The 25,307-nt window shown below is 29.2% G+C and carries 26 protein-coding genes; 14 read left to right on the plus strand and 12 right to left on the minus strand.

Annotation, left to right across the window (positions count from 1 at the left end; genetic code table 11):
• Positions 1–89: 89 nt before the first annotated feature.
• The 7 genes from AAC024_RS02230 (at position 90) to AAC024_RS02260 (ending at position 7,188) form a co-directional block, all read left to right on the plus strand.
• Positions 90–695 (plus strand): sugar transferase, encoded by a 606-nt coding sequence (locus AAC024_RS02230; RefSeq protein ID WP_339893549.1) that lies wholly within the window; start codon positions 90–92, stop codon positions 693–695.
• 77 nt (positions 696–772) lie between these two features.
• Positions 773–2,320, plus strand: coding sequence for an FAD/NAD(P)-binding protein (locus AAC024_RS02235; protein WP_339893550.1), 1,548 nt, complete (start codon positions 773–775; stop codon positions 2,318–2,320).
• Positions 2,321–2,330: 10 nt separating this feature from the next.
• The gene (locus tag AAC024_RS02240) at positions 2,331–3,395 is read left to right on the plus strand and encodes a peptidoglycan bridge formation glycyltransferase FemA/FemB family protein (RefSeq protein WP_339893551.1); all 1,065 of its coding nucleotides are present in this window, start codon (positions 2,331–2,333) and stop codon (positions 3,393–3,395) included.
• Between the two features lie 43 nt (positions 3,396–3,438).
• Positions 3,439–4,167: a class I SAM-dependent methyltransferase gene (locus tag AAC024_RS02245; protein WP_339893552.1), complete on the plus strand. Its 729-nt coding sequence runs from the start codon at positions 3,439–3,441 to the stop codon at positions 4,165–4,167.
• A 27-nt stretch (positions 4,168–4,194) separates the two neighbouring features.
• Entirely contained in the window at positions 4,195–5,442 is a 1,248-nt protein-coding gene (locus AAC024_RS02250; protein WP_339893553.1) for a GNAT family N-acetyltransferase, read from the plus strand.
• A 4-nt stretch (positions 5,443–5,446) separates the two neighbouring features.
• Positions 5,447–6,394 carry a hypothetical protein gene (locus tag AAC024_RS02255; protein WP_339893554.1) on the plus strand — a complete coding sequence of 316 codons (948 nt, stop codon included), beginning with the start codon at positions 5,447–5,449 and terminating at the stop codon, positions 6,392–6,394.
• Between the two features lie 14 nt (positions 6,395–6,408).
• Positions 6,409–7,188 carry a formyl transferase gene (locus tag AAC024_RS02260; RefSeq protein WP_339893555.1) on the plus strand — a complete coding sequence of 260 codons (780 nt, stop codon included), beginning with the start codon at positions 6,409–6,411 and terminating at the stop codon, positions 7,186–7,188.
• 29 nt (positions 7,189–7,217) lie between these two features.
• Here the strand turns inward: AAC024_RS02260 and AAC024_RS02265 are convergent, their stop codons facing one another.
• The 7 genes from AAC024_RS02265 to AAC024_RS02295 all read right to left on the minus strand — a co-directional run bounded on the left by AAC024_RS02265 (position 7,218) and on the right by AAC024_RS02295 (position 16,043).
• Positions 7,218–8,906, minus strand: a complete 1,689-nt coding sequence (locus AAC024_RS02265) for a carbamoyltransferase C-terminal domain-containing protein (RefSeq protein ID WP_339893556.1) — start codon at positions 8,904–8,906, stop codon at positions 7,218–7,220.
• A gap of 725 nt (positions 8,907–9,631) precedes the next feature.
• Positions 9,632–9,877, minus strand: a complete 246-nt coding sequence (locus AAC024_RS02270) for an acyl carrier protein (protein ID WP_339893557.1) — start codon at positions 9,875–9,877, stop codon at positions 9,632–9,634.
• Complete coding sequence (locus tag AAC024_RS02275) at positions 9,870–11,375, minus strand: AMP-binding protein (RefSeq protein WP_339893558.1); 1,506 nt, start codon at positions 11,373–11,375, stop codon at positions 9,870–9,872. The genes AAC024_RS02270 and AAC024_RS02275 overlap by 8 nt, the downstream gene beginning before the upstream one ends.
• 11 nt (positions 11,376–11,386) lie before the next feature.
• Positions 11,387–12,484 (minus strand): hypothetical protein, encoded by a 1,098-nt coding sequence (locus tag AAC024_RS02280; RefSeq protein WP_339893559.1) that lies wholly within the window; start codon positions 12,482–12,484, stop codon positions 11,387–11,389.
• Positions 12,485–12,554: 70 nt separating this feature from the next.
• Positions 12,555–14,006, minus strand: coding sequence for an MBOAT family O-acyltransferase (locus tag AAC024_RS02285; protein ID WP_339893560.1), 1,452 nt, complete (start codon positions 14,004–14,006; stop codon positions 12,555–12,557).
• 341 nt (positions 14,007–14,347) lie between these two features.
• Positions 14,348–14,827: a winged helix-turn-helix transcriptional regulator gene (locus AAC024_RS02290; protein ID WP_339893561.1), complete on the minus strand. Its 480-nt coding sequence runs from the start codon at positions 14,825–14,827 to the stop codon at positions 14,348–14,350.
• A gap of 70 nt (positions 14,828–14,897) precedes the next feature.
• Complete coding sequence (locus AAC024_RS02295; RefSeq protein WP_339893562.1) at positions 14,898–16,043, minus strand: M14 family zinc carboxypeptidase; 1,146 nt, start codon at positions 16,041–16,043, stop codon at positions 14,898–14,900.
• 292 nt (positions 16,044–16,335) lie between these two features.
• Between AAC024_RS02295 and AAC024_RS02300 the strand changes: the two genes are divergently transcribed.
• Both AAC024_RS02300 and AAC024_RS02305 read left to right on the plus strand, forming a co-directional pair.
• On the plus strand, positions 16,336–16,707 hold the full coding sequence (locus AAC024_RS02300; RefSeq protein ID WP_339893563.1) for a helix-turn-helix transcriptional regulator: 372 nt from the start codon (positions 16,336–16,338) through the stop codon (positions 16,705–16,707).
• 37 nt (positions 16,708–16,744) lie between these two features.
• Positions 16,745–17,116, plus strand: a complete 372-nt coding sequence (locus AAC024_RS02305) for a DNA topoisomerase IV (RefSeq protein WP_339893564.1) — start codon at positions 16,745–16,747, stop codon at positions 17,114–17,116.
• Between the two features lie 3 nt (positions 17,117–17,119).
• Here AAC024_RS02305 and AAC024_RS02310 read toward each other — a convergent pair whose 3' ends face one another.
• Together AAC024_RS02310 and AAC024_RS02315 are read right to left on the minus strand one after the other, a co-directional pair.
• Positions 17,120–17,620, minus strand: a complete 501-nt coding sequence (locus AAC024_RS02310; protein ID WP_339893565.1) for a hydrolase — start codon at positions 17,618–17,620, stop codon at positions 17,120–17,122.
• A gap of 9 nt (positions 17,621–17,629) precedes the next feature.
• Positions 17,630–18,391 carry an MBL fold metallo-hydrolase gene (locus tag AAC024_RS02315; RefSeq protein ID WP_339893566.1) on the minus strand — a complete coding sequence of 254 codons (762 nt, stop codon included), beginning with the start codon at positions 18,389–18,391 and terminating at the stop codon, positions 17,630–17,632.
• Positions 18,392–18,748: 357 nt separating this feature from the next.
• Between AAC024_RS02315 and AAC024_RS02320 the strand changes: the two genes are divergently transcribed.
• The 4 genes from AAC024_RS02320 (at position 18,749) to AAC024_RS02335 (ending at position 23,124) form a co-directional block, all read left to right on the plus strand.
• Positions 18,749–19,858, plus strand: coding sequence for a Re/Si-specific NAD(P)(+) transhydrogenase subunit alpha (locus tag AAC024_RS02320; RefSeq protein ID WP_339893567.1), 1,110 nt, complete (start codon positions 18,749–18,751; stop codon positions 19,856–19,858).
• Between the two features lie 4 nt (positions 19,859–19,862).
• Entirely contained in the window at positions 19,863–20,171 is a 309-nt protein-coding gene (locus tag AAC024_RS02325; RefSeq protein ID WP_339893568.1) for an NAD(P) transhydrogenase subunit alpha, read from the plus strand.
• The gene (locus tag AAC024_RS02330) at positions 20,171–21,568 is read left to right on the plus strand and encodes an NAD(P)(+) transhydrogenase (Re/Si-specific) subunit beta (RefSeq protein WP_339893569.1); all 1,398 of its coding nucleotides are present in this window, start codon (positions 20,171–20,173) and stop codon (positions 21,566–21,568) included. Before AAC024_RS02325 ends, AAC024_RS02330 begins: the two co-directional genes overlap by 1 nt.
• A gap of 107 nt (positions 21,569–21,675) precedes the next feature.
• On the plus strand, positions 21,676–23,124 hold the full coding sequence (locus tag AAC024_RS02335) for a TonB-dependent receptor (protein ID WP_339893570.1): 1,449 nt from the start codon (positions 21,676–21,678) through the stop codon (positions 23,122–23,124).
• A gap of 12 nt (positions 23,125–23,136) precedes the next feature.
• Here the strand turns inward: AAC024_RS02335 and bcp are convergent, their stop codons facing one another.
• Positions 23,137–23,598: a thioredoxin-dependent thiol peroxidase gene (gene bcp / locus AAC024_RS02340; RefSeq protein ID WP_339893571.1), complete on the minus strand. Its 462-nt coding sequence runs from the start codon at positions 23,596–23,598 to the stop codon at positions 23,137–23,139.
• Positions 23,599–23,634: 36 nt separating this feature from the next.
• Here bcp and nth point away from each other — a divergent pair, with 36 nt between their 5' ends.
• Entirely contained in the window at positions 23,635–24,294 is a 660-nt protein-coding gene (gene nth / locus AAC024_RS02345; RefSeq protein WP_339893572.1) for an endonuclease III, read from the plus strand.
• A 33-nt stretch (positions 24,295–24,327) separates the two neighbouring features.
• Here the strand turns inward: nth and AAC024_RS02350 are convergent, their stop codons facing one another.
• On the minus strand, positions 24,328–24,474 hold the full coding sequence (locus tag AAC024_RS02350; RefSeq protein ID WP_339893573.1) for a hypothetical protein: 147 nt from the start codon (positions 24,472–24,474) through the stop codon (positions 24,328–24,330).
• Positions 24,475–24,531: 57 nt separating this feature from the next.
• Positions 24,532–25,116 carry a sigma-70 family RNA polymerase sigma factor gene (locus tag AAC024_RS02355; protein WP_339893574.1) on the minus strand — a complete coding sequence of 195 codons (585 nt, stop codon included), beginning with the start codon at positions 25,114–25,116 and terminating at the stop codon, positions 24,532–24,534.
• Between the last annotated feature and the right edge of the window lie 191 nt (positions 25,117–25,307).

Raw genomic sequence — 25,307 nt, forward strand, 5'->3', positions numbered from 1 at the left:
AAATCGATTTACTTATAACTAGTTGTCTAATTTAATTGTATCTAATCGTTTTTTTAATTTTTTAATCCATTGAAAAATTACCTTTGAATATGTATCAGGCTTTCGTTAAAAGATTTTTTGATTTTTCTTTATCATTAACTGGATTAATAATACTATCGCCTATTATTATTATAATTTTGTTAGTATTAGTATGCTACAATAATGGTAGTCCATTTTTTTTACAAACTAGACCAGGTAAAAAAGGAAGGCCATTTAAAATAATAAAGTTCAAGACTATGCGTGATTCAATAAAGGGCTTAAAGGATGAAGAACATAGTATAGCTAGAGTTACTAAGTTAGGAGCATTTCTTCGAAAATATTCTTTAGATGAAATCCTTCAATTAGTTAATGTTCTAAAAGGTAACATGAGTATTATTGGACCTAGACCCCTTTTGATGCAGTACATGCCTTTATATGATGAAAATCAAGCAAAAAGACATTTAGTGCGCCCTGGAATTACTGGTTGGGCTCAAGTTAATGGAAGAAATGCTATAAACTGGAACGAAAAATTTAATTATGATATCTGGTATGTGGACAATATGTCCTTTAAACTTGACTTGAAAATATTTATTTTAACAATATATAAAGTGATGAAAAAAGAGGGCGTTAATAAGAAGGAAGGGGCTATAATGCATGAATGGAATGGAAATAATTAGTATAAAATATATTCAACTAAGTTATATAATTAATAGCATAAATTTTAACTGTTTTATGAATAAAAAATTATAAGATTATGACAAAATCAAACAACAATAGTGTTGACATCACATTTATTGGAGCAGGAATTTCAACTGCCTACACGCTTATTAGCTTTATAGAGAAATTAAGTAACCTTAATAATAACTCTAAGATTGTAAAAATTAATGTTATTGATAAGTACCCCGAATTTTTTTACGGTATCCCTTATGGCGAAAGATCTGGTAATACAGTATTATTAATTAATTCTTTAAGAAATTTTTTACCCGAGAAAGAAAGAAAAATCTTTATTAATTGGTTAAAAAAAAACAAAGATATTTTAATCAATGAATTTTTGGCATTAGGAGGAAAACAATCAAATCGTTGGTATGAAAATAATCAAAAGGATATAAACCAAGGTCAATGGGAAGAACTTTTTATTCCTCGGTATTTTTTTGGAAAATATATAGTTGAAAAAGTAAAACAATCTATAGCAGATGCTATAAAAGAAGCTTTTATTGAAATTAATTTCATTACAGCTGAAGTAATAGACTTAACAAAAGAAGATGGTAAGTTTAACTTAAAGTTAGGGAATAATACTACTTTGTGTTCTAATAAAGTTGTCTTGAGTGTAGGATCCATGCCTACTAAAAAAGTTTTTACTGAAAAACTAAACTTTGAAGACACAAATTTTCTAATGATTAATGATATTTATAATAAAACATTGGATATCAACTTTAAAAAAATTGAAAACTTTATTAAAAAAAGAAAATCTCAAGTCACAAATGTTTTAATAATAGGGGCTAATGCAAGTGCATTAGAATCTATATATAAAATAAACAATCAAGAAGACTTAAATAATTCTGTTACTAAATACTATGTGCTTTCTACTCATGGGCTAATGCCGGATTCAGAAATTAATCATCAATTAAATAATACTTATATCCCAAAAAATCTTGAAAACCTTAAAAGTAGTAGCTCTTTAACGGCAAAACAAATTGCTGATGCTGTTTATTTAGATTTAGACATCGCTGAAGATCTCAATCTTGGAGCGGCTTCAACGGTTGATATAATTTCTAATGCTTTTGGGAACTTACTTAATAAGTTAAATGAAGAAGAATTAGAAATTTTTGCTTGTAAGTATGGAAATGAAATTGGTAGAAGACAGCGTTGTGCTGGAATACATTATACAAGTGTAGTAGATAATCTTCGAAATGAAAATAAAATTATTCATAAGGCTGGAAGGTTTTTAAATATTTCAAAAGAAAATGATTCTACCTACAAAGTTAGTTATACAGATACTAAAACCAAAGAGCTACGCTTCTTTACTAATATTCATTTAGTAATTAATTGTATTGGAAGTATTAATTTAGAAAGTGATAAAGTTCCAAAGGTTATTAAAAGTTTAATCGAAAATGGTATTTGTATTCCAAATGATTCGAAAATTGGTTTTAAAGTTAACAAACGCTTTGAAACTAAGGAGAATTTTCATGTTGCTGGCCCATTACTTGCTGGTAATGTTATTAACGAGAGACCTTTATGGCACTTAGAACATTGTGCGAGAATAATTTGGTCATCAAACCTTTTAGGTGAATGTTTAATTTAAGTAAAAAAAATTGAAAATAGAAATTCTTACAAAAAAAAATGAATGGGATGAATTTTTAAAAAGTGTTAATGACTATGATTTTTATCATACTTATGATTATCATCAAATTTCAAAGTCAGAATCAGATGATGCCGTATTAATTAAATATACAAATTCAAGATACGATAAAGATATATTCATTGGGTTGCCATTATTGATAAGAAAGATAGAAGGCACTGAATATTATGATGCCATATCGGTTTATGGTTACTCAGGACCAATAGGCAGTAAAACTCCATTAAATTTCAGTACCTCAAATTATGAAAAAACTTTGCTTGATTTTTTTAATAAAGAAAAAATTATCAGTGTTTTTATGAGGCTAAATCCCTATTTAAAATTTCAGAATATTTTTTTTTCAAATTTAGGAGAGTCATCCAATTTTGGGGAGCTATCCTATTTAGGAAAAATAGTTAATATCAATTTATCTTTACCATTAGAAGACCAAAGAAGAAATTATCAAAGGAGATTAAAAACCCATATTAATAAAGCTAATAGACTTTTAACATTAAAAGTTGCAGAAACTAAAGAAGATTTTCAACAATTTAAAGTTTTATATTACGAGAATATGAAGCGCATAAAAGCTAAAGACCATTATTTTTTTTGTGATGACTATTTTGAAAAGTTTAATATATCAAAGGATTTTAAAACAGAGGTCTTACTTGCTATTGATAATGAAACTGAAAAGGTAGTAGCAGGCTGTATGTTTATAAAAACAAACACTATGATACAATATCATTTATCTGGGTCTGACGAAAAATTTCTACATTTAAATGGAACAAAATTTCTTATAGATCAAATGAGATTAAAAGCAACCGAAGAAGGCTATAGAAACTTTAACCTTGGCGGTGGTTTAGGCGCAAATGAAAATGATTCTTTATTTCGATTCAAATCCTCTTTCTCAGATGAATACCATCCGTTTTTTGTATGGAAACTTATTACCAACCAAAAAATCTATAAAGAGATTTGTAAAAAAAATAATATTAATTACAAAAGTTCCACTTTTTTTCCTTTATATCGATTGAATGAAAACTTATAGTTTATTTTAATTTAGGTTAAATGATAATTGCAATTTAAAACTAATGTCAAAACAAAATAAAGATCTTTTTTCGAATCAATTGTTTCAGGAATGGTCGAAAAAAGAAGACCTATTGCCAATAGAAAAATATTTTTTAGAAAAATATCTAGCAAATAAAAAAGGAAAAGTAGTTGAAGCAGGGACTGGTGGAGGTAGAATAATTTTTGAAATAGAAAAACTTGGTTTTACAAATTTAGAAGCATTTGATTATGTTGAAAGTATGATAAGTTTTTGCAATGTGAAAAAGAGACATTTAAATTCTTCAATAAACTTCAAAAATGCAGATGCAACAAAACTTATTCCCGATTATAGTGAAAAGGAATTTGATTATTTAATTTATTTGCAACAAGTGCTATGTTTTCTTGATAAAGACTTACTTCCTAAAGCCTTAAATGAAGCTTATAGAGTTGGAAAACAAGACAGTATTTATATTTATTCATTTCTTAATTGGAACTCTAAATTTTATAATCCAATTTTGAGTATAATGGTAAACTTTTTTAGAATTTTAAGAGGTGAAAAAACAAATAAGTACGAATTGCCTTGGTTAATTTTAAATGAAAAAATTAATTGGAAATTTCTAAATAAAAATCAACCACAAAATATTTGGTTTAGAAAAAACCGTATACTAGATATTCTTAAAAAGAATGGGTTTTCCATAATTGAGGTTAAAAGTCAAGTAGATACTGCTGATAAAATGGGGCACTTACATATTGCCTGCAAAAAAACCAATTAAATACAAATACAATCATTTAAATGTTTAATGAAAACAAAAAACAGTCCTTTTTCTGCTAATATTTTTCAAATAATTTGGATAAAACACTTTATTTCAAACAAATCTGTAAATACATTTAAATTTATTGATGGTGTGAATTTTTATAAGAGTCGTTTTTCTCTTTTTGTGAATGTTGGGAAAAATTTGACCAAAGGAAATACTTATAAAATTAATAATTATAACGATTACAAAAACAACACCTTTATAATTTATGATGTTTTACCTCATTTACGAAAAGAGCCAAATAATCTGCCAGAAAACATTGGTGTTTTAAAATCAATACAATACCCAGGTTATTTAATACACTTAGATAAATTTAAAAATATTGATGATTACTTATTAAATACTTTTAGTAAGAATACCAGAATGAAAATGCGCAAGTTTACAAAGCGTTTAGATGAATGTTTTGAGATCTCTACAAAGATGTTTTTTGGAAATATAGATAAAACCGAATATGATAGAATATTTGAAAATTTCATGACTTTATTACAAAAAAGGTATTCTGAAAAGGCGATATCATATAATAATATGCATCCGTCAGAATGGAACTTTTATAAAGAAGTAGCCTACCCTTTAATATTAGAAAAAAAAGCTTCTCTATTTGTAGTCTACGATAAAAATAAACCTATTGCGATTACTTATAATTACCACACAGAAGATTCACTAATAGATGCGATTACTGTTTTTGATATAGATTATTCTAAGTTCAATATTGGTTACGTAAATAATTTAAAAATTTTGAATTGGTGCTTCGATAATCATTTAAAAATACTAGATTTTTCTAAAGGGTATTTTGATTATAAGAAAAGAATGTGCACCCTAGAATATGATTTTGAATATCACATCATTTTCGACAAAAAGTCAGTTATATCAAAACTGATAGCCCAAGCTTATTATAATTTTCTTGAATTTAAAACGCATTTAAGGAATAAGAATATAGATGTGAAATTTCATGAATTTACTTATCGTCTTAAAAATAAGATACAATCAACAACAAAAGAACAAATTGAAATAACAAAACTTGAGAAGTTACCAGATTCTAAAGATTTAATAAAAATAAATATCGAAAAAGACTTAAATTATTCATTTTTAAATAAATATGTATACGATTTTCTATATCTTGTTGTAAAATCTTATAATGAAATTGAATTGTGTAAGGTTAACAATGACAATGACGATGAAACATTTATAATGTCATGCGATTCTCTGATACAGCAAATAAAATTCATAAACTAACCCAATGAAAAAGTTATTTGTAAAAAGCACTTTATATCTATTTCTAATAATAATTGCATTAGAAGTTTTTGTTAGAGCTTTTCATTTATACACTGAAACTCCTGTAAGATATATTGATGAGTTTAATGTTGAAAAGAGTTTATCAAATCAAACAGGACATGCAGTAACGGGAAATAGAAAACAAAACTACTCTGAGTACAGAATCAATGGTTTTGGATTTAATTCTTTTAGAGAGTTTACCCCTACTGAAGAAAAAATTGAAGTTGCTTTAATTGGTGATTCTTTTATTGAAGGTTTTCATCAAGATTACTTTGATTCAACCGGTAGAAAAATTGAAAATATACTTCAAAATATCGAGATTTATGAATACGGTTATGGCGGCTATGATTTGGCAAATCAGCTATACTTAGTTCATACCTATAAAGAACATTTCGATAAAATTGATCATATTATTTTTTATTTGAAATATGAAAATGATTTAAAAAACAATACCTATGTACCTAATCATAGTAGAATTGCTTTACTGAAATCATTGCCATTCAGAATTAGAGATAATTTTAAACTACTTTCCTATGCATCATCAATAGGAATAGTTAATCCTATAAAAAAATTGGCTATTAGTATTATGAATGGTAAAAAAGAGCCAAGATTAAAACATGATTCTGATTTATTAAAAGAAGAATTAGAAAATCTAAAGAATTTCAAAACACTATTGGACACCTTAGGTTTTGATAAAAATAAAATGACATTTTTACTGAATTCAACTACAACAAACCATATTTTCTTAAATTATTGTAATGAAAAAGGATATCAAGTTATTGATTTTTCAGACGCATTTGAAAAATCAATAAATTCGCCTACTCTAATCTACGACATGCATTGGAATAATCATGGAAGAGATTTAATAGCTTTTGAAATTTCAAATTATTTAAAAACAAAGTTAAGCCTGTAATAGACTGAAGTTATATGGATAAAAAAATTATAATGATAGTTGGTGATTGGTACTACCCAAAAATGGTATACCAAAGTTTGAAGGATGAATTTAATATCGAGCATATTATTGTTGATAAGGGAGAAAGTATATCAAAACTATTGAAGCGTAGAATAAAAAGACTTGGTATAATTCATGTTGTTGGGCAGTTATTATTTAGAGTTATAGCTGTTTCATATATAAACGCAACTTCAAAAAAAAGATATCAGGAAATTCTTGATAGAAACAATATTAAAGAAGCTGATTTTGAATTAGAAAAAACAATAGAAGTAACCTCAATTAACTCAGAAGAAGGTCGAAAACTACTTAAAAAATTAAACCCTGACATTGTTGTAATTGTAACTACTAGAATTTTATCAAAAAAGACTTTAGAATCTATTAACGCTAAATTTATTAATATTCACTCTGGTATTACACCATATTATAGGGGCTTACATGGTGCATATTGGGCATTAATAAATAAAGACAAAGAAAACTGTGGTGTAACTGTTCATTTAGTAGATGAAGGTATTGATACTGGTGGCATTCTGTATCAGGATACTATAGTAGATGAGATAACCCCAAAAGACAATTTCATAAGTTATACATATTTACAATTATCAAAAGCACTACCACTCTTAAAAAAAGCAATTAATGATATAAAATCAGACAGTATAAAAATACAAAAACCCAAAGCTGATATTGGAAAAGAATTGTACTATCAACCTACTTTTTGGTTCTATCTTTATAAAAGATGGTTATATAAAATAAAATGACAATCTATATTTATTGAGTTGAAAATAAACTACTTCTCTAAAAGATAGTTACCAATTACTAATGCATCAAGCCCTGTTGAATAAAAGCATCTTAAGGCATCTTTAGGCGATTCTACAATTGGTTCACCTTGTATATTGAAACTAGTGTTTAGAACAACAGGAACTCCTGTTTTTGTAGCAAGTTTTTTTATTACATCATAATATAGCGGATGATGTTTTCCATCAACTGTTTGTAATCTTGCACTTCCATCTACATGTGTTATTGCAGGAATAACGGCTTGCTTATCTTTATGAACTTTACAGACTTTAAGCATAAAAGGCGCTTCCACTTCAAGATCAAAATAATCTTTATAAGATTCGACTAAGGCAGAAGGTGCAAAAGGTCTATAAGCTTCTCTATGCTTTACTTCTGCATTAATTTTATCCTTCATATCTGGAAAGGCAGGGTTTGCAAGAATGCTTCTGCTACCCAATGCTCTAGGCCCAATTTCCATGGCACCCTGAAACCAACCAATTATTTTGCCCTCAGATAATAATGATGCCGCTTTTTCACATATATCATCAAAATATTTAGGTTGAAGTTTGGCTGACTTAATAATCGTTTCAATTTCATCATTTGTATATTTAGTACCTAAATAGGGATTTGTATGCACAAAATTTCTAGGTTTTTTAAGTATTCCATTATATAAATAGTATGCAGCACCTATTGCCGTTCCATTATCGCCAGCTGCTGGCATTACATATACGTCTTTAAAGGATGTTTCTCTAACAATTCTTCCATTCATCACGCTATTTAATGAAACACCTCCAGAAATAACCAAATAGTCAGCTTTAGTTTTATAATAGAGTATTTTACACATCTCTAAAACTTTGTCTTCAAGCACACGTTGAAATGCAGCTGCTACATTTAGATGATTATCTTCAAACTCTCCCTTAGGGTCCCTTGGCTTTCCAAATATTTTTACAAATTTTTCGGAATACCTATTTTTTATAAGGAATTGATAGTTAAAATATGATAAATCTATCTTTAATTCTCCGTTGCTGTTAACACTTAACATTTTTTCAACCTCTTCTTTAAAAACACTAGGATCCCCCATAGGAGCAAGTCCCATGGTTTTTCCTTCATCATAATTAGGTGTAAACCCACAAAACTGTGTTGCAGTTTCATAAAAAGAACCTAGAGAATTTGGAAAAAAACTTTCTCCTAATAATTTTACTTCATTACCCTCTCCATGTCCTAACCAAGTTGTAGCCCATTCACCTGAGCCATCAATACCCAATAGTGCCGCTTTATCGTATGGAGATACATAAAATGTCCCTGCGACATGTGTTAAATGATGCTCTATAAAGTGCACTTCAGGAGAGTTTTTATCACCATTATATATTTTTTTATACCAAAGCTTAAAGCGCCTTTGTTTTGCATAAGCATTAACTAAATGATGGCCAAAGAAAGGCATAAAGTTTTTTAAATGTTTAATGATATAAACCAATTTTTTAAACCAATGTGTTTGTGGTTTAATTGAGACCGCTATATGATGGATATCTGAGTATTTAAGTCCTGCAATATCCAAACACTTTTTAATAGACAATTCAGGAAATGCTTGGGTATGTTTATCCCTGTTTAACCTTTCTTCTTCAATGGCACAAATAAGTTTTCCATCTTTTACAATACATGCTGTTGAGTCATGAAAGTAATAATTTAATCCTAATATTATCATACTTAAGGTTTTGCTAGATAAAGAAATTAATATTTATAAATTAATTATTCAATTTACAGAATAGAAAATCACTAACATCAAAAAATGCTTTCTATTATCTAATACAAAGGAGAATTTTAATTATTTATGTTTAATACTTTCTTATTAGTTTATCCTGAAGGATTTATATATTTACAAAGAGAGTATTACAAATAATAATTACCAAATGCTATCCCAGACAAATATTAAGATGCTAAAAATATCAAACTTTCAAAAAAATTAGTAATAGATTAAAAAAGTTGATGCTATAAAATTAGTTGATTTAAGTTAAAAAAAGAATGACTTATGTCATAAATAATAAGTGCTTATGCGAATTGTTAAAATCGATAAAGTGCAATAATTAATGATTCTTTTATTCAAGGTTTTCATCTTGATAAATATAACTCTGATAGCAAGAAAATTTGCATTTGAATTTCATTTATTATGTAGGTATGGATACTTGCAATATACTAAACCAGAATATTTTAATCGATAGTATTACACCTACAGATAGTTTTATGATATATTCTTATTTCTAATTGGTTAAAGAATTGCTATAATAAAAAAACTATGAAGGATAAACAGTTTAATAATTTCAAATGCCAAGTTAACGCCAAACCTCAAATCGACAATAAGCTTTTTTATCACCCAACACTATGGTTTTACTTGTATAATAGATGGTTTAAAGGGGTTAAGTAGATATCCATTTAAACTTCAATTTCTTTCTTTACCGTATTTACTAAATCACCAACATTCTCCATAGACATTAAATCCATCAATTTAAATTTAATATTAAAAGCTTTCTCAACATCATTCATAATAAGCAAATGTGTGATAGATTCCCATCCGTCAACATCTTTTGCTGTAGTTGTTTCATTTAACTCAAAATTATCATGTTCAAGCACTCTAACAAATGATTTTCTTAAAGTGGTTAAAATTTCTTCTTTATTCATTATTTATCAAATTTCTTAATTGCATTCTATCTATTTTTCCATTTTTATTATGAGGAAAATTATCTATAAAAAATACTTTTTTTGGAACCATATAATCTGCAAGTTTTAAACTTAGATGTTCAACTAAATCTTTAGTATCAAAATTAGAACTTTCTATAGCAAGTACAAGTTCATCGTTATTACTAGAGTTTTTAACATCTATTACAAGACTGTTTTTTGACCTTATAGATTTATGATTTCTAGCATGATACTCAATCTCTCCTAATTCAACCCTATAACCGCCTATTTTTACTTGAAAATCTTTTCTTCCAACATACATGTAATACCCATCTTCATCTCTAAAGCATAAATCTCCAGTTTTATAAAATCGTTTTATCTCACCTGAATCTGTTTTATGCATAAAAAAAGATGATGCATTTAATTCATCATTTTTCCAATAGCCAGAAGTTAGCTGATTACCTGATAAACACAACTCCCCTTCTATATTATTCGCAACTACATTATCATTGTTATCTAATATAATACAATCAACATTTTTAAAAGGCTTCCCTATAGATAATACGCCGTTATAAGCTTTATTCTCTTTATCAAAAGTGTATTGATAATAATTACTACATACAGTAAATTCTGTTGGTCCATAATGGTTTAAAACCTTGGCGTTTGGTATGCATTTAACCCATTCACTAACAACATCCTCATATAACTTCTCGCCTCCAAATATTGAATAGCGAACTGATGGCGCGTTGATTTCAGAAAAATATGGTCTTAAATAATAAATTATTGATGGAACCATTTTTAATACCGTTAGTTTGTACTTTTCTAAAAGTTTATATACATATAAATACTTTATGGTATTTGGAGGTACTGTATAGAGACAAGCTCCAACTAAAAGTGCTGGCAAAAGCGCTGTTAATGAAGCGTCAAATGTTAAATCATACATTTGCAAACACTTATCGGATGAATTTAATTTATAGTCTTCATCAATATCTAATTCTGTAACTAGTGCATTTAAGTTTTTAAAACTAATAGGAATTCCCTTTGGTATGCCTGTACTTCCACTTGTAAACAAAACATAAGCTACATTAGATTCATCAAATTTTATAGCGTCAATTATTGCATTATCATCAGATTCAATTTGATTAGCATTAATTATTTTGTAAGAAGAAAAATCTGATATGCTAGATGAATCAAAAACACATTTTACATTAATTAAATTTAAAATCTCTACGTTTCTACTTTTTGGAGCTGTTGGATTTATTGGTATATAGGCTTTTCCTTCCATCCATAAAGCAAATATTGTAGCATAAGTTTCTAAATCATTATTAGTAACTAATCCAATATAATTTTCAGTTGAATCAATATTTACAGCAATAACATTTCGAATTTTAATGATGCAGTTTAATAAGTCTTGATAAGTAAAAAAAGAATCATTTATACAAAATGCATTCCTATTTTTATTTTTATTAAATGAATTATGTAGGCTATAAATTAAATTCATAAAGCTATGGTTTATGCGAAATTACCATCTCTGTCTTTTATAATAACATCATGAAAATTCATATCTATTTCATTATGAACTAGAGATACCAGATTTTTTGAATCTGCATAAATATTTAAATAGTTTTTTTTTATACGCTCTGCTAAGACAGCGTTTTCAGTTTGAAGCAAGGTACATTCCGATTTTAAAAAATTAACCATTAAAGCATCAATACAATGGTCAAAATTATCTTGATTTGTAATAAAGAAGCGTAATAGAAATCTATTTCCTTTTACTAAACCTGATATAAAACCAATGTTTTCGCCCTCTTTTTCTACCATGAAATTTAAATTATGAATCTTATTTGATATACTCTCTAGCAAGCATTTATACCTTGGCTTTGCTTCTCCATCTTTTATAACATGATACTGATTATTACTTATTTGCCAATTTACATATTCTTGTGTTTTAGGCACAATATCATGAGCACAATAGTCTTCAATAAAATCCCAATTTTCATCATCTATAGTTGATAAATATCTATAGGATAACATTTTAGTTCTGTTTTTGCTTTTCTTATTATTTATTAGATACGTTGCTTTTTCTGATATTTTGTCCAAGAATCTTAAAAGACCCGTTACTTTTTTGAGTCCACTTTTTTTACTGATTAAAATTTTGTGATCCAAATTAAAAACTATTATATATCTCGGTCTTTTTGAAAATTTTATAAAAGGCTGTTTGTCATAATACGCCTTAGTATAATCTCCTAAAAACCTTACAATAACCTGATTGTTTACTTCTGTTAAAGAATTACTTTTTACAAAAGTTGGAAGCACTGTATTTTTATACTTGTCAGCAACCCACCATTTTTGGCTCCAAAATATTTTTTTTAAATCGCCATCTTCTTTTTTTATAAAATCGGGCATTAACGAAACAAAAGCTATAATAGTATGATTTTCATAACCTAGGATTGCAAATACATCTTCATCATCTATCCTATTGTTTTCTAGCATCCACGTTGCCTTATTCATAGAAAAAGGAGGTTCGTACGAATCACCCCAAAATTTATTTTCAATCACTGCTTCTTTAAGACTACGCTTGGTTAAAGTAATTACCTCTAGGTTATTCATTAAATTACAACTAATATTTTTGAGTTAAATAACTGATGTAAATTTAGATTAATAATAAAATATTTTCAACTTAAAATTGGAAATAGATGAAAGATCTATCAAATTCACTATCGTAAAATAATAACATACACAATATAACTATGGCATAAGCTATAAACCTAACGTATTTTGATTTAAACTTAAAAGGCGATCGTTCATCTTTTCTAATTCTATATTCATATAACAAAAACACTGCCACTAGAATATAATAATCAATCATTCGATACCCCATGGGATGCATATATTCAGTATATGAAAAATTTTCAATAATTCGGTTTATAAAGCTAAAAGCATCAGTAATTGAATCAGATCTGAAGAAAATTCTAGAAAAAGTAACAATACTAAAAGTTAAAAGCACCTGCCCTACTTCAACAAATGAAGGAAAAATTGAATTTTGGCCAACAACAGAATGCTTATAAATAGTATTTCGTCCCAATAAAAATATTGGTATAAATGCTAAGGCATGAAAAGCTCCCCAGAAAATAAAAGTCCAATTGGCGCCATGCCAAAATCCGCTTATTAAAAACACAATTATAATATTTCTAACAGATTTTAATTTACTAACCCTAGAACCTCCTAATGGGATGTATACATAATGCCTAAACCAAGTAGATAGAGATATATGCCAACGTTGCCAATACTCTGCTACATTCCTTGAAAAATTAGGGAATTTAAAGTTAGATTTCAATTCTATACCAAAAAGTTTAGCGGTTCCTATTGCAATATCAGAGTATCCACTAAAATCACTATATATTTGAAAGCTAAAAAGAGTGACTCCCAAAATTAGTGTAGAAGCGGGATATGAATCATAATTTGCAAAAACATCATCAACTATAGGTCCTAAAGAATCGGCTATAACAATTTTTTTAAATAAGCCCCACAAAATGAGTTTTAGCCCACCAACACATTGATTATAGTTAAATGTTCTTTTATTGAGGATTTGATGTAAAAGATTTGATGCTCTTTCAATAGGGCCTGCAACCAATTGCGGAAAGAAGCTTACAAATGCTGCAAAAGATAAAAAATCTTTAGTCGGCTTAAGTTTTTTATAATAAATATCAAAAGCATAAGACATGGTTTGAAACGTATAAAATGAAATTCCAACTGGTAGAATAACATTTAATGTCCATGTGCTTTTCATATTGTACCCTATTGTAGTAAACATATCTACCCAAGAATCAACAAAGAAATTATAGTATTTAAAAAACCCTAAAAGGCCAACGTTAAAAAAAACGCTAACCCATAGCCAACGTTTTCTAACAGATTGCTTTTTACTAGAATCTATACTAATCCCAACAAAATAATCCACGGTTGTACTCAATAGTATTAATGAAAGAAATCTCCAATCCCACCAGCCATAAAAAATATAACTTGATACTAATAGAAAAATGTTTTGTGCTTTAAGGCTTTTTTTTAAAACTAGCCAATACAGAACAAATACTATGAAGAGAAATATAAAAAACTCTAATGAATTAAATATCATAAATTTTTTTTGACTAAGTCATCTAAAATTAATTGAACTTATTTAAACTTTTTAGATTAAAGCGAAAATTAGTCATTTTGTGACTATTTGAAGGCTTTTTCAATTTGCATAGCATCGCTACGGAACGAAAAAAAGACAAAAAAGGGGTGCAAAACGGCAATTTTCTAGCTAATTGAAAAAGTTTAAATGAGTTCATTATGTAAATATGAAAGAACTCGTTTCCAAAAACAAAAAATTTCTTTAAATACTTAAATAATTATATAACTAGCACTTTTTAAAAATTCTGCTAAAAAAAAGCCCCAAACAAGGGCTTTTACTAATAATATTATTGAGAAATCATTTTACATTTCATTAAATATAGAATGCATCAAACGTTTTTTATCATTGATGCTTTCTTCAAGAGAAATCATTGTTTCTGTTCTGTAAACACCATCTATGTCATCCAATAAAAAGATAACTTCTTTGGCGTGTTCTGTACTTCTAGCTCTAATTTTACAGAAAATATTAAACTTCCCGGTGGTTATATGTGCTACAGTAACAAAAGGAATTTCATTAATACGTTCTAGAACAAATTTTGTTTGAGAGGTATTATTTAAATAAACGCCTACATAAGCAATAAAAGAATATCCTAGTTTTTTATAATCTAGCATCAATGAAGAGCCTTTAATAATACCTGCTTCTTCCATTTTCTTAACACGCACGTGAACCGTACCTGCGGATATTAATAACTTCTTTGCAATATCAGTAAATGGAATTCTTGTGTTATCAATTAACATGTCAAGAATTTGATGATCGATTTCGTCTAATTTAATTTTTCCCATAATTAACTATTCTTAAATATGAGGCAAAATTAATACATTTTTATTAAAAATAAGGCAAAATTAGTATGTTTTATTTCGATAAAAGCATTATTTCTTCACTATTCAATATTACGCAAACGTTTTCGTAACCTAGTTTTAACAACTTTCCACGAGCATCTAACACTTCAAAGCCATTAGCTTCAATCTCTCTATGTCCATAAAATCCATCTAAATTTTCAATTTTTTCAACTTTGGGTATAAATTCTATCTTATTATCAATCAAACGTTCTTGAAATTGAATCCCTATATCCACCAATTCATTATTTACTTTAGCATTTCTAATAATGACATCAAAAAAGCATTTGTTATTTTCTGGGATATTAAAGTATGATTTATAACCACTTCCATTAACCTCTTTTCCTGAAATGTAATTTAATGAAGTTACATAAGAAGTATAAATCAATTCGCGTGTTTTTTCACGTCCGTAGTCATTCATAAAGTGTCCCGCTTCAAAAAGGATAGTAGCTACATTTTCGCTTTGAAATGTATCACCAACACAATTTAAATTAAACGCATCATCATAAACACCAACTTGATTTGGAATAATGCTTTGCAAAGCTTCATTCATAACACCTATTACTTCCATAGCTACCTTTCTATTTGAAGTTATAGTACATGCATCGTCTTGTGCTGGTGCTAAAAATGAAACTGTTGCGGATTTATTTGTTGTTCCAGCACTAAAAATAGTACGCTGCCCGTGCAAATTATAACAAAAATGCGGATTGAATGATTCAAAAACTTTACGCAACGCCATACTTTCAGGCTGTGTTAAATTTTGTGCATCTCTATTTAAATCTACTTCATTAGCATTTATACGTGTATAAGCTAATGCGCCGTCAGGATTCAAAATTGGAATAATATAAAATGTGCAAGCTTCTAAAATATGACTAAGCTCAGAATTGGTATCTAAAAACGTATTAAAAAGATCAAATAAGGCCTTGGTAGTTGTTGATTCATTTCCATGCATTTGAGACCACATTAAAATTCTTTTCTTTCCGTAACCAATTTTTAAACCATAAATAGGATTATTTAAAACAGATTCCCCAATGGTATCTACATGAAATAAATCAGACATTTTTTCTAGTAAAGGTTCAATGTGTTTATTGGTAATATATCGATGCGATAAACTATTTTCTTTATGTTTTAAAAACAACCTTTTTATGTCTTCTACTTGCATTGCTATTTATTTACTCAACAAATGTAAACATTTACTAATTTACATTTGTAAACATTGTTTTTTGCTAAATTGTTTACATCAACGAACAAGTTAAGTGTACAATTTAAATAAAATCATTGAAATTTTATTCAATGATTAATTTAGATATATAAATTACATAATATCAATAGTTTAATATATATAATATAAAGTTTTAGTTTCAATTACAAAGCTAAATACGCACAATATAATCTCTTATTGACAGTTATATTGTTACATTTGTATCATAAATTAATCTCAAATCATTTTTACATTGATAAACACAGTAGATTTCATAAAAAGGCTACAAAAAATCATGGATTACCAGGGTGAATCAGCCTCCTCTTTTGCTGAAAAGATTGGTGTACAACGCTCAAGTATTTCTCATATTTTATCAGGTAGAAACAAACCGAGTTTAGACTTTATTTTAAAGATTCTCTCTGCCTACCCTGAAGTTGATTTGTATTGGTTATTTAATGGTAAAGGAGAATTTCCTTCTGAAGAAAAAACTAAAGACGTAAAACAAGAAAGCATCACGCCTACCAAAAACCATAACGAATTACCACCTGATATTGATAAAAACAAAACCATAGAACGAATCGTTATTTTTTATTCTGATGGAAGTTTTAAAAACTTTAAGAACTAGAGCTATTCTTTAGTAAATTTGTGCTTAAATTTATTATATGAAATTTTTATTCTTTGTACTGATTATTTTAAGCGTTACTAGTTGTTATGAAACCACTCGAAACTGTAAAGATTATGAAACTGGGGCATTTTACGGTGAAGTCACTATAAATGGTGAATTATTCAAATCATCTTTTAAAAGAAATAAAAACCTACAAGTTGAAGTTTATAATAAGAAGACAGATTCATCACAACTACGTTGGATAAACGATTGCGAAGTCATTTTTAAAACTATAAACCCTAAAAATATGGCTGAACAAAAGGATATTCATTTAAAAATTCTAACTACAACAGACTCTTCATACACTTACGAATACTCGTATGTAGGAGAAACAATAAAACAAAAAGGCATCGCTTATAAAATCAAATAATTTTTAATCAAAAGGATACAGAAAAGACTCAACAAGCCTAAATTTTAAGTTTCTATCTTCTGTAAGCTCATAAGTTATCAGTAGTTCTCCCCAAAATTCACCATCCGAAAAATCAGCAATTATCCACTTGTGGTTCAATAATTTTACAGTATTAATCAACATCTTCCTGCCTTCACTGGAAGCATAGGGAATTATAGGATGCTCACCTTTAACCTCATTCAACTTATAAAGTTCATCTTTAATAAAAGGAATCAATTCATGTATTTTATAACCATCATCCTCAAAATAACTAATAGCATCTTCATTTCTGTCTAGATTAAAATGTGATACTGCCAAAATATCATTTTGCAGTACTCCGACAGAATCTTTATATTTTTCTGATAGGGTTTTGTAATTCTCAAGTTTGTTATTCATATCCTCAAACACACGTTTAGCATTGACGTATTGAAACAATACAAGTAATATTGAAAACACAAACAGGTACATAAAAATTTTTTGCTTCATCTTTAAATTTTATAAATTAATTTCTAAACCATCATAAGCCAAAAACACATTTTTAGGTAGTTTTTTTTGAACCTCTTCATGAAATCCGAGTAAATGACTAATATGCGTTAAATATGCTGTTTCTGGATTCACTTGCTCTATAAACTGCAAAGCTTCTTCTAAATTAAAATGAGAAGGATGTGGCTCAATGCGCAGTGCATTAACAACTAGTACTTTTACGTTCTTGATTTTCTCTACCTCTTCCTCTTTAACTTTTTTCATATCAGTTAAATATGCAAAATCGTTAAACCTGAATCCGAAAACTTGTAATTTATCATGTTTTCCATTCACAGGAATTACGTCCAAATTATTTAATGAGAATGGTTCGTTTTTAATTCTATTTTCAATAACTGTTGGAGCTCCTGGGTATTTGTTTTTAGTTTTAAACACATAGTCGAATCGCTTTTTTAAAGCTTTTAAAACACGCTTATGTGCATAAATAGGAATATCTCCTTGTCTAAAATAAAATGGCCTAATGTCGTCAAAACCTAAAACATGGTCAGAATGTTCGTGAGTAAAAATAATACCATCAATTCTATTGCAACCTGCACGTAACATCTGCTGTCTAAAATCTGGTCCGCAATCAATAACGTATGAATAATTATCCCATTGAATAAGCACCGAAACACGCAATCGTTTATCTTTAAATTCAGAACTTAGACAAACGGGATGCGTACTCCCTATAATAGGTATTCCTTGAGAAGTTCCTGTGCCTAAAAAGGTTATTGTCATTTAAATAAATCTAATAAAAGTTTAAATGTAGCACATATTATGGAAAGCATATATCTCGAATTCACTTTTTTGAAATATTCTTTTAAAGCCGAACTAAAATTAATGAACTCATTTAAACTTTTTGGATTAAAGCGAAAATTAGTCATTTTGTGACTATTTGAAGGTTTTTTCAAGTTGCATAGCATCGCTACGGAACGAAAAAAAGACAAAAAAGGGGCGCAAAAGGCCAATTTTATAGCTAATTGAAAAAGTTTAAATGAGTTCAATTAATCATTTCAATAAAAACATGACAAATATCACCAATATCACTCTTGAAATAAAGTAATTTTATTACATTAAAAATTAAAATATTTTCAAATGATAATAGGCGTTTTAAAAGAAACCCAAAAAGGTGATAATAGAGTAGCTATTACACCTAAAATTGCTAAACAACTTATTGAAAAAGGATTTGAAATTAGAGTTGAAGAAGATGCAGGAGCAAATTCTTCTTATAAAAATTCTGATTACAGTAAATCTGGCGCAAGTATTAGATCTAAGAAAGATTTATTTAAAAATGCTGATATCTTAATAAAGATTAACCCCTTTGATAATAAAGACTTAAAACTTTTAAAAAAGGGGCAAATTATTATTACTCAATTATTTCATAAGTCACACCCTAATGATATGAAAATTATTTCAGAGCAGGGTGCTACGGCTTTTTCGATGGATGCTATGCCCAGAATCTCGAGAGCTCAAGATATGGATGTGTTAAGTTCTCAGAATAATTTGGCGGGCTACAAAGCAGTTATTAAAGGCGCATATGAAATGACAAAAATTTTCCCGTTAATGATGACTGCAGCAGGCACCATTTCTCCTGCAAGAGTATTAGTTTATGGTGTTGGTGTTGCTGGCTTGCAAGCTATAGCAACTGCCAAACGCTTAGGTGCTATTGTTGAAGCGACAGATATTAGAAGCGAAACTAAAGAGCAAACCGAATCATTAGGCGCCAAGTTTATTTTAGTCGATAATAACGGAGAAGAATCAAAAGACGGTTATGCAAAAGAGGCATCTACTGATTATGCACAACGTCAAAAAGAAGCTGTTGACAAATCGCTATTTAAAGCAGATTTAGTTATTACTACTGCTATGATTCCAGGGCGTCAATCTCCAGTTTTGATTACTGAAGAACAAGTTGAACAAATGCAAAATGGAGCTGTAATTATTGATTTAGCTGCAGCTCAAGGAGGTAATTGCGAACTAAGTAAAATGAATAAAACGGTTATTAAGCATGGTGTGAAAATTATAGGTACTACTATTGCCCCAGAAAGTGTCTCTACAAATGCGAGTGATTTATACGCCAAAAACACTTTTAATTATATCGTTCATTTAACAGATGGTAATAAATTTAAGTGGGATTTAAAAGAAAAAATTACTGATGAAACGCTTATTGTATTAAACGGCGAAATAAGACAAAACGGAAAATTATAATAAAATGACAGAACTAATAGAATTTATAAGCAGTAACCTCCAAATAATTTATATTGTTATACTAATGATATTTGTTGGGGTGGAAATTATTGGGCATGTACCAGCAGTTCTTCATACGCCCTTAATGTCTGGCGCTAATGCCATTCACGGCGTTGTAATTATTGGAGCCATTTTAGTTTTACTTGGAGTTAACCCTGAAAATTACTTAGGACAGGCACTTGGGTTTGTAGCCGTTTTACTTGGTACCCTAAACGTAGTTGGTGGTTTTGTAGTTACAGACCGCATGTTAGAAATGTTTAAAAAGAAAAAATAATGGAATATATTTTTAGTCTTGAGTTTATTTATTTAATAGCATCTATGACCTACATACTTGGCTTAAAAATGCTTGGTAAACCAGAAACAGCAAGAAGAGGAAACTTAATAGCTGCGGCTGGTATGACCATAGCTATTATTGGAACTATTTTCTTACATAAAAAAGGCGTGCCAAATTATATTTATGGATTAATAGGAACGGCCATTTTAATAGGTACCATAATTGGTTGGATGATAGCAAAAAAAGTAGCTATGACCAAAATGCCCGAGTTAGTCTCTTTATTTAATGGTATGGGTGGCGCGAGTGCTGCTTTAATTGGTCTTATTGAATTTGAACATTACACTGGAGACACGCTCTCTACAACAACCATTGTTGCAGGAATCATTATTGGTAGTATTTCTTTTTCAGGAAGTATGATTGCTTGGGCAAAATTAAACGGAACGTTAAATAAACCCTTACGATTACCAAAATATAACTTATTAAATAATCTAATTATTATAGGCGTAATAGTCTTTGCATCCTATATAGCTTGGTCTGGAAGTGAAAGTCAATTATTCATATATATTCTATTTTTCGCAGCTTTGGGCTATGGAATACTCTTTGTTTTGCCAATTGGCGGAGCAGATATGCCAGTTGTTATTTCTTTATTGAATTCATTTACAGGATTAGCAGCGGCCCTCGGTGGTTTTTTATACGGAAATATGGTTATGTTAACCGGAGGTATTTTGGTTGGTTCTGCTGGTACTATTCTAACTTTTGCCATGTGCGATGCCATGAATAGATCACTTGTAAATGTTATTTTTGGAAGTTTTGGTGGAGGTGGTGATTCTCAAGTTGATGAAAGTGTCTCTGATACAATTAAAGGTTCTATTAAAAAAACAACGACCAGTGATACGGCAATTTTAATGAATTATTCTCAACGCATTATAATTGTTCCAGGTTATGGGTTGGCTGTCGCTCAAGCTCAACATGCTATACATGAATTAGAGCAATTATTAATAAGTAAAGGTATCGAAGTTAAATATGCCATTCATCCCGTAGCAGGAAGAATGCCAGGACACATGAATGTTTTATTGGCAGAAACCAATGTAGATTATGACAAACTTGTAGAAATGGAAGATGTAAATCCGGAATTTCAAAATACAGATGTTGTTTTCGTTGTTGGAGCCAATGATGTTGTAAACCCTGCCGCACACAACAACCCATCAAGTCCAATTTATGGTATGCCCATTTTGGATGTTGAAAAGGCAAAAAGTATTATTATAAATAAACGTACTATGAATCCGGGATATGCCGGTATTGAAAATGAACTATTTTATAACCAGAAAACATCTATGTTATTTGGAGATGCAAAAAATGTTATACAAGCTTTAATTTCTGAATTAAAAAGCATGTAACAACAAAATATACCATAGCAATAAAGCCATTTCAAAAAATGAAATGGCTTTATTTATTTGTGTCATAACACTATTTTTTTTTCTACTTTTGTGGTAACACTAAAATTATGGCTTTAACATTAAAAGGAGATAAAGAAATCAGTAAGATACTGACTATTAAACAGAAATCTTTACAGATTAATTTAAACGAACATATTTACGGAACTTTTGCAGAAATAGGTGCTGGTCAAGAAACCGTGCGTAATTTTTTCAGAGCTGGAGGTAGTTCTGGTACGATTGCAAAAGCAATGTCTGCTTATGACAAAGATTTTAGTGATGCCATCTATGGCGTTGAAAAAGATAATCGCTACGTAACAGAACCCCGTTTACGTAGAATGCTTAACCATGAAGTAGAACTTATTGAAGACAGAATTTTAAGAGAAAAACATCCTGACAAGTTGTTTTTCGCCTTTGCAAATACAGTAGCGACTATAGACTTTTCTAAAAAGTTTAAAGGCCATGGTTGGGTTGGTATTAAATTTCAGTTAGACCCGTTAGAGGACTATAACGAAATAATTATACATTTAAGATTCAAGCAAACAAATGCTCAGTTGCAGCAAGAAACTTTAGGAACACTTGGTGTTAACCTTATTTTTGGTGGTTTCTACATGCACGACGACCCAAAAGAAATAGTAAGATCCTTATATGATAATATCGAGAAAGATCAAATCGAAATAGATATGATCAATTTTTCTGGTTGCAGATTCACATATGTTGATAACAGATTGATGAGTTTACAATTAGTAAAAAACGGCATGACAGACGCTGTTATGTTTGGACCTGATGGAATGAACTTGCTTCCTGCACAAGTACTTTATAAGAAAAATATTTTGACATTGCGAGGTAGCTTTAGACCTGTAACAAAGGTAAATATGGATATTTTTGAAAAGTCAAAAAAATTATTTTTTGCTGAAAAGACCGTGAAAAAAGACAATGTTAAAATTATTTTTGAAATTACACTTGCCAATTTGCGTGCAGAAGGAAAAATAAATGAGCGAGACTTTCTAGACAGGGCTGAATTATTATGTTCTCTTGGGCAGAATGTAATGATTACAAACTTTCAAGAATATTATCGTTTAGTTGAATATTTTGCGCAATTCACTAAAGAAAGAATGGCCTTAGCCATGGGCGTTTACAACCTCATTCAAATTTTTGATGAGAAATATTACCGCCAATTAAGTGGTGGTATTTTAGAAGCATTTGGTAAATTATTCTATAGAGACTTAAAGGTTTATCTCTATCCGTATAAAAATCATGAAACAGGAGAATTATATACAAGTGAGAACTTAAAAGTACATCCACGTATGAAAGAATTATATAAATTCTTTAAATACAATGGAAAAATGCTTGATATAAAAGATTTCAATCCAGATATTATGGATATTTTATCAAGAGAGGTTCTAAAAATGATTACTAATGGTGAAAAAGGATGGGAAGACATGCTTCCAGAAGGTATTGCCGACATAATAAAGGATCAGCGATTATTTGGATATTCTAGAAGAAATAAATTAAAATAAATTTAATTTATTTTAATTTATTTCTTCTAGAATTTGAGCGGCGTGCTCTTTCGTTTTTACCTTTGATATAACACGTTCAACAAAACCATTTTCATCTATTAAGAATGTCATTCTGTGAATTCCATCATATTCTCTACCCATAAACTTTTTTGGCCCCCAAACCCCAAAAGCATTAATTACAGTTTTGTCTTCATCTGCTAAAAGCGGAAATGGAAATTCGTATTTATTTTTAAAATTAGCTTGTCGCTTTGCAGAATCAGCACTAACACCTAGCAGTTCATAGCCTTGATCTTGCAACGTTTTATAATTATCTCTTAAATTACAAGCTTCCACAGTACAACCTGGTGTACTAGCCTTTGGATAAAAAAACACAACTAGCTTTTTTCCTTTGTAGTCACTTAATGAAATTGTATTTCCTAGTTCGTCTTTAGCCGTAAAATTAGGAACGGCATCACCTTGTTTTAGTGTGTTCATAGTCTTAACTTTGAATTTTTAACAAAAATACGTTTTATGACTAAGAAAGAGAAGGTTAACTTTGTTATTAATACACTATACAAACTTTATCCTGAAATCCCCATTCCTTTAGATCATAAAGACCCATATACCTTATTAATTGCTGTGTTAATGTCTGCTCAAAGCACTGACGTAAGAGTCAATAAAATAACACCTCTATTATTTGAAAGAGCAGATAACCCTTATGATATGATAAAGCTTACTGTTGGCGACATTCGTGAGATTATAAAACCTGTTGGCTTATCACCAATGAAAAGCAAAGGTATTCATGGCTTATCAAAAATCCTTATTGACAAACATAAAGGAGAAGTTCCACAGAGTTTTGAAGCTTTAGAAGAATTACCTGCCGTTGGGCATAAAACGGCAAGTGTAGTGATGTCTCAAGCTTTTGGTGTTCCTGCATTTCCTGTTGACACACACATTCATAGATTAATGTACCGGTGGAATTTAACCAATGGTAAAAATGTGGTTCAAACTGAAAAAGATGCTAAACGCTTGTTCCCAAAGGAATTATGGAATGAGTTACACCTTCAAATAATTTGGTATGGACGCCAATACTCACCTGCAAGAGGCTGGGATTTAGATAAAGATATTATTACTAAAACGATTGGAAGGCAATCTGTACTTCAACACTATTATAAAAATAAAAAGTCCTAATAAATTTTTGGTTTATTAGGACTTTTAAGAAACTTAATTTAGAAGTGCTTCAAACTTCAATTTATTATAACTTATAACACTTAAAGCCTTAGAATAATTTAGAAGAAAATTAACCGTTTCTTCTCTCGGTTCAAGATTTTCTATGTTTTTAATAGAATTTTCAGAGTAAATTTTTGCCATTTTTTCAAGTTAAGGGTTTATTTATACCGATAACGCAGCAAAATATACTTTATTGCATTAATTTGTTAAAACAATATTATGCTTATCAATAATCTTGCGTAAATTAATTAATGCATAACGCATTCTCCCCAGTGCTGTATTGATACTAACACCCGTTCTGTTTGATATTTCTTTAAAACTCATATCATTATAAATACGCATCATTAATACCTCTTTTTGATCAGCTGGAAGTTCATCTACTAAACGTCTTACGTCATTTTCAACCTGTTCTTTGATAATGGTTTTTTCAGCATTCAGACTGCTATCACTTAAAACCGAAAAAATATTAAAATCACCAGCATTGTCAAATTTTGGCATTCTGTTATTTTTTCTAAAGAAATCAATCACCAAGTTATGAGAAATACGCATTACCCATGGTAAAAATTTCCCTTCTTCGTTATAAGCGCCACGTCTTAGCGTACGAATCACTTTAATAAAAGTATCCTGAAAAATATCTTCAGCAACATCTCTATCATACACTTTTGAATAAATAAAACTGTAAATTCTTTGTTTGTGCCTTTTAATTAGAATTTCTAAAGCACGTTCGTCTCCTTTAATATAATCACTAACTAAGGTCGCATCTGTAATGAGTTCTTTTTGCATAATATTTACTTTTAATGCACGAATTAGGTATTCGTTGCTTGGGGTTATTAAGTTTAAAAGTAATTTTTTATGCTATAGACGTTTGTGTTTGAAGTTATTATAAGTTCAAATATAACAACAATCATTCCTAAAAAACAATAAATCTCATATTTTTTGGCAATATATTCGATAAACGGTAATTTTTTATGCTC

It is taken from the genome of uncultured Algibacter sp., assembly GCF_963976535.1.
GTDB lineage: Bacteria > Bacteroidota > Bacteroidia > Flavobacteriales > Flavobacteriaceae > Algibacter_B.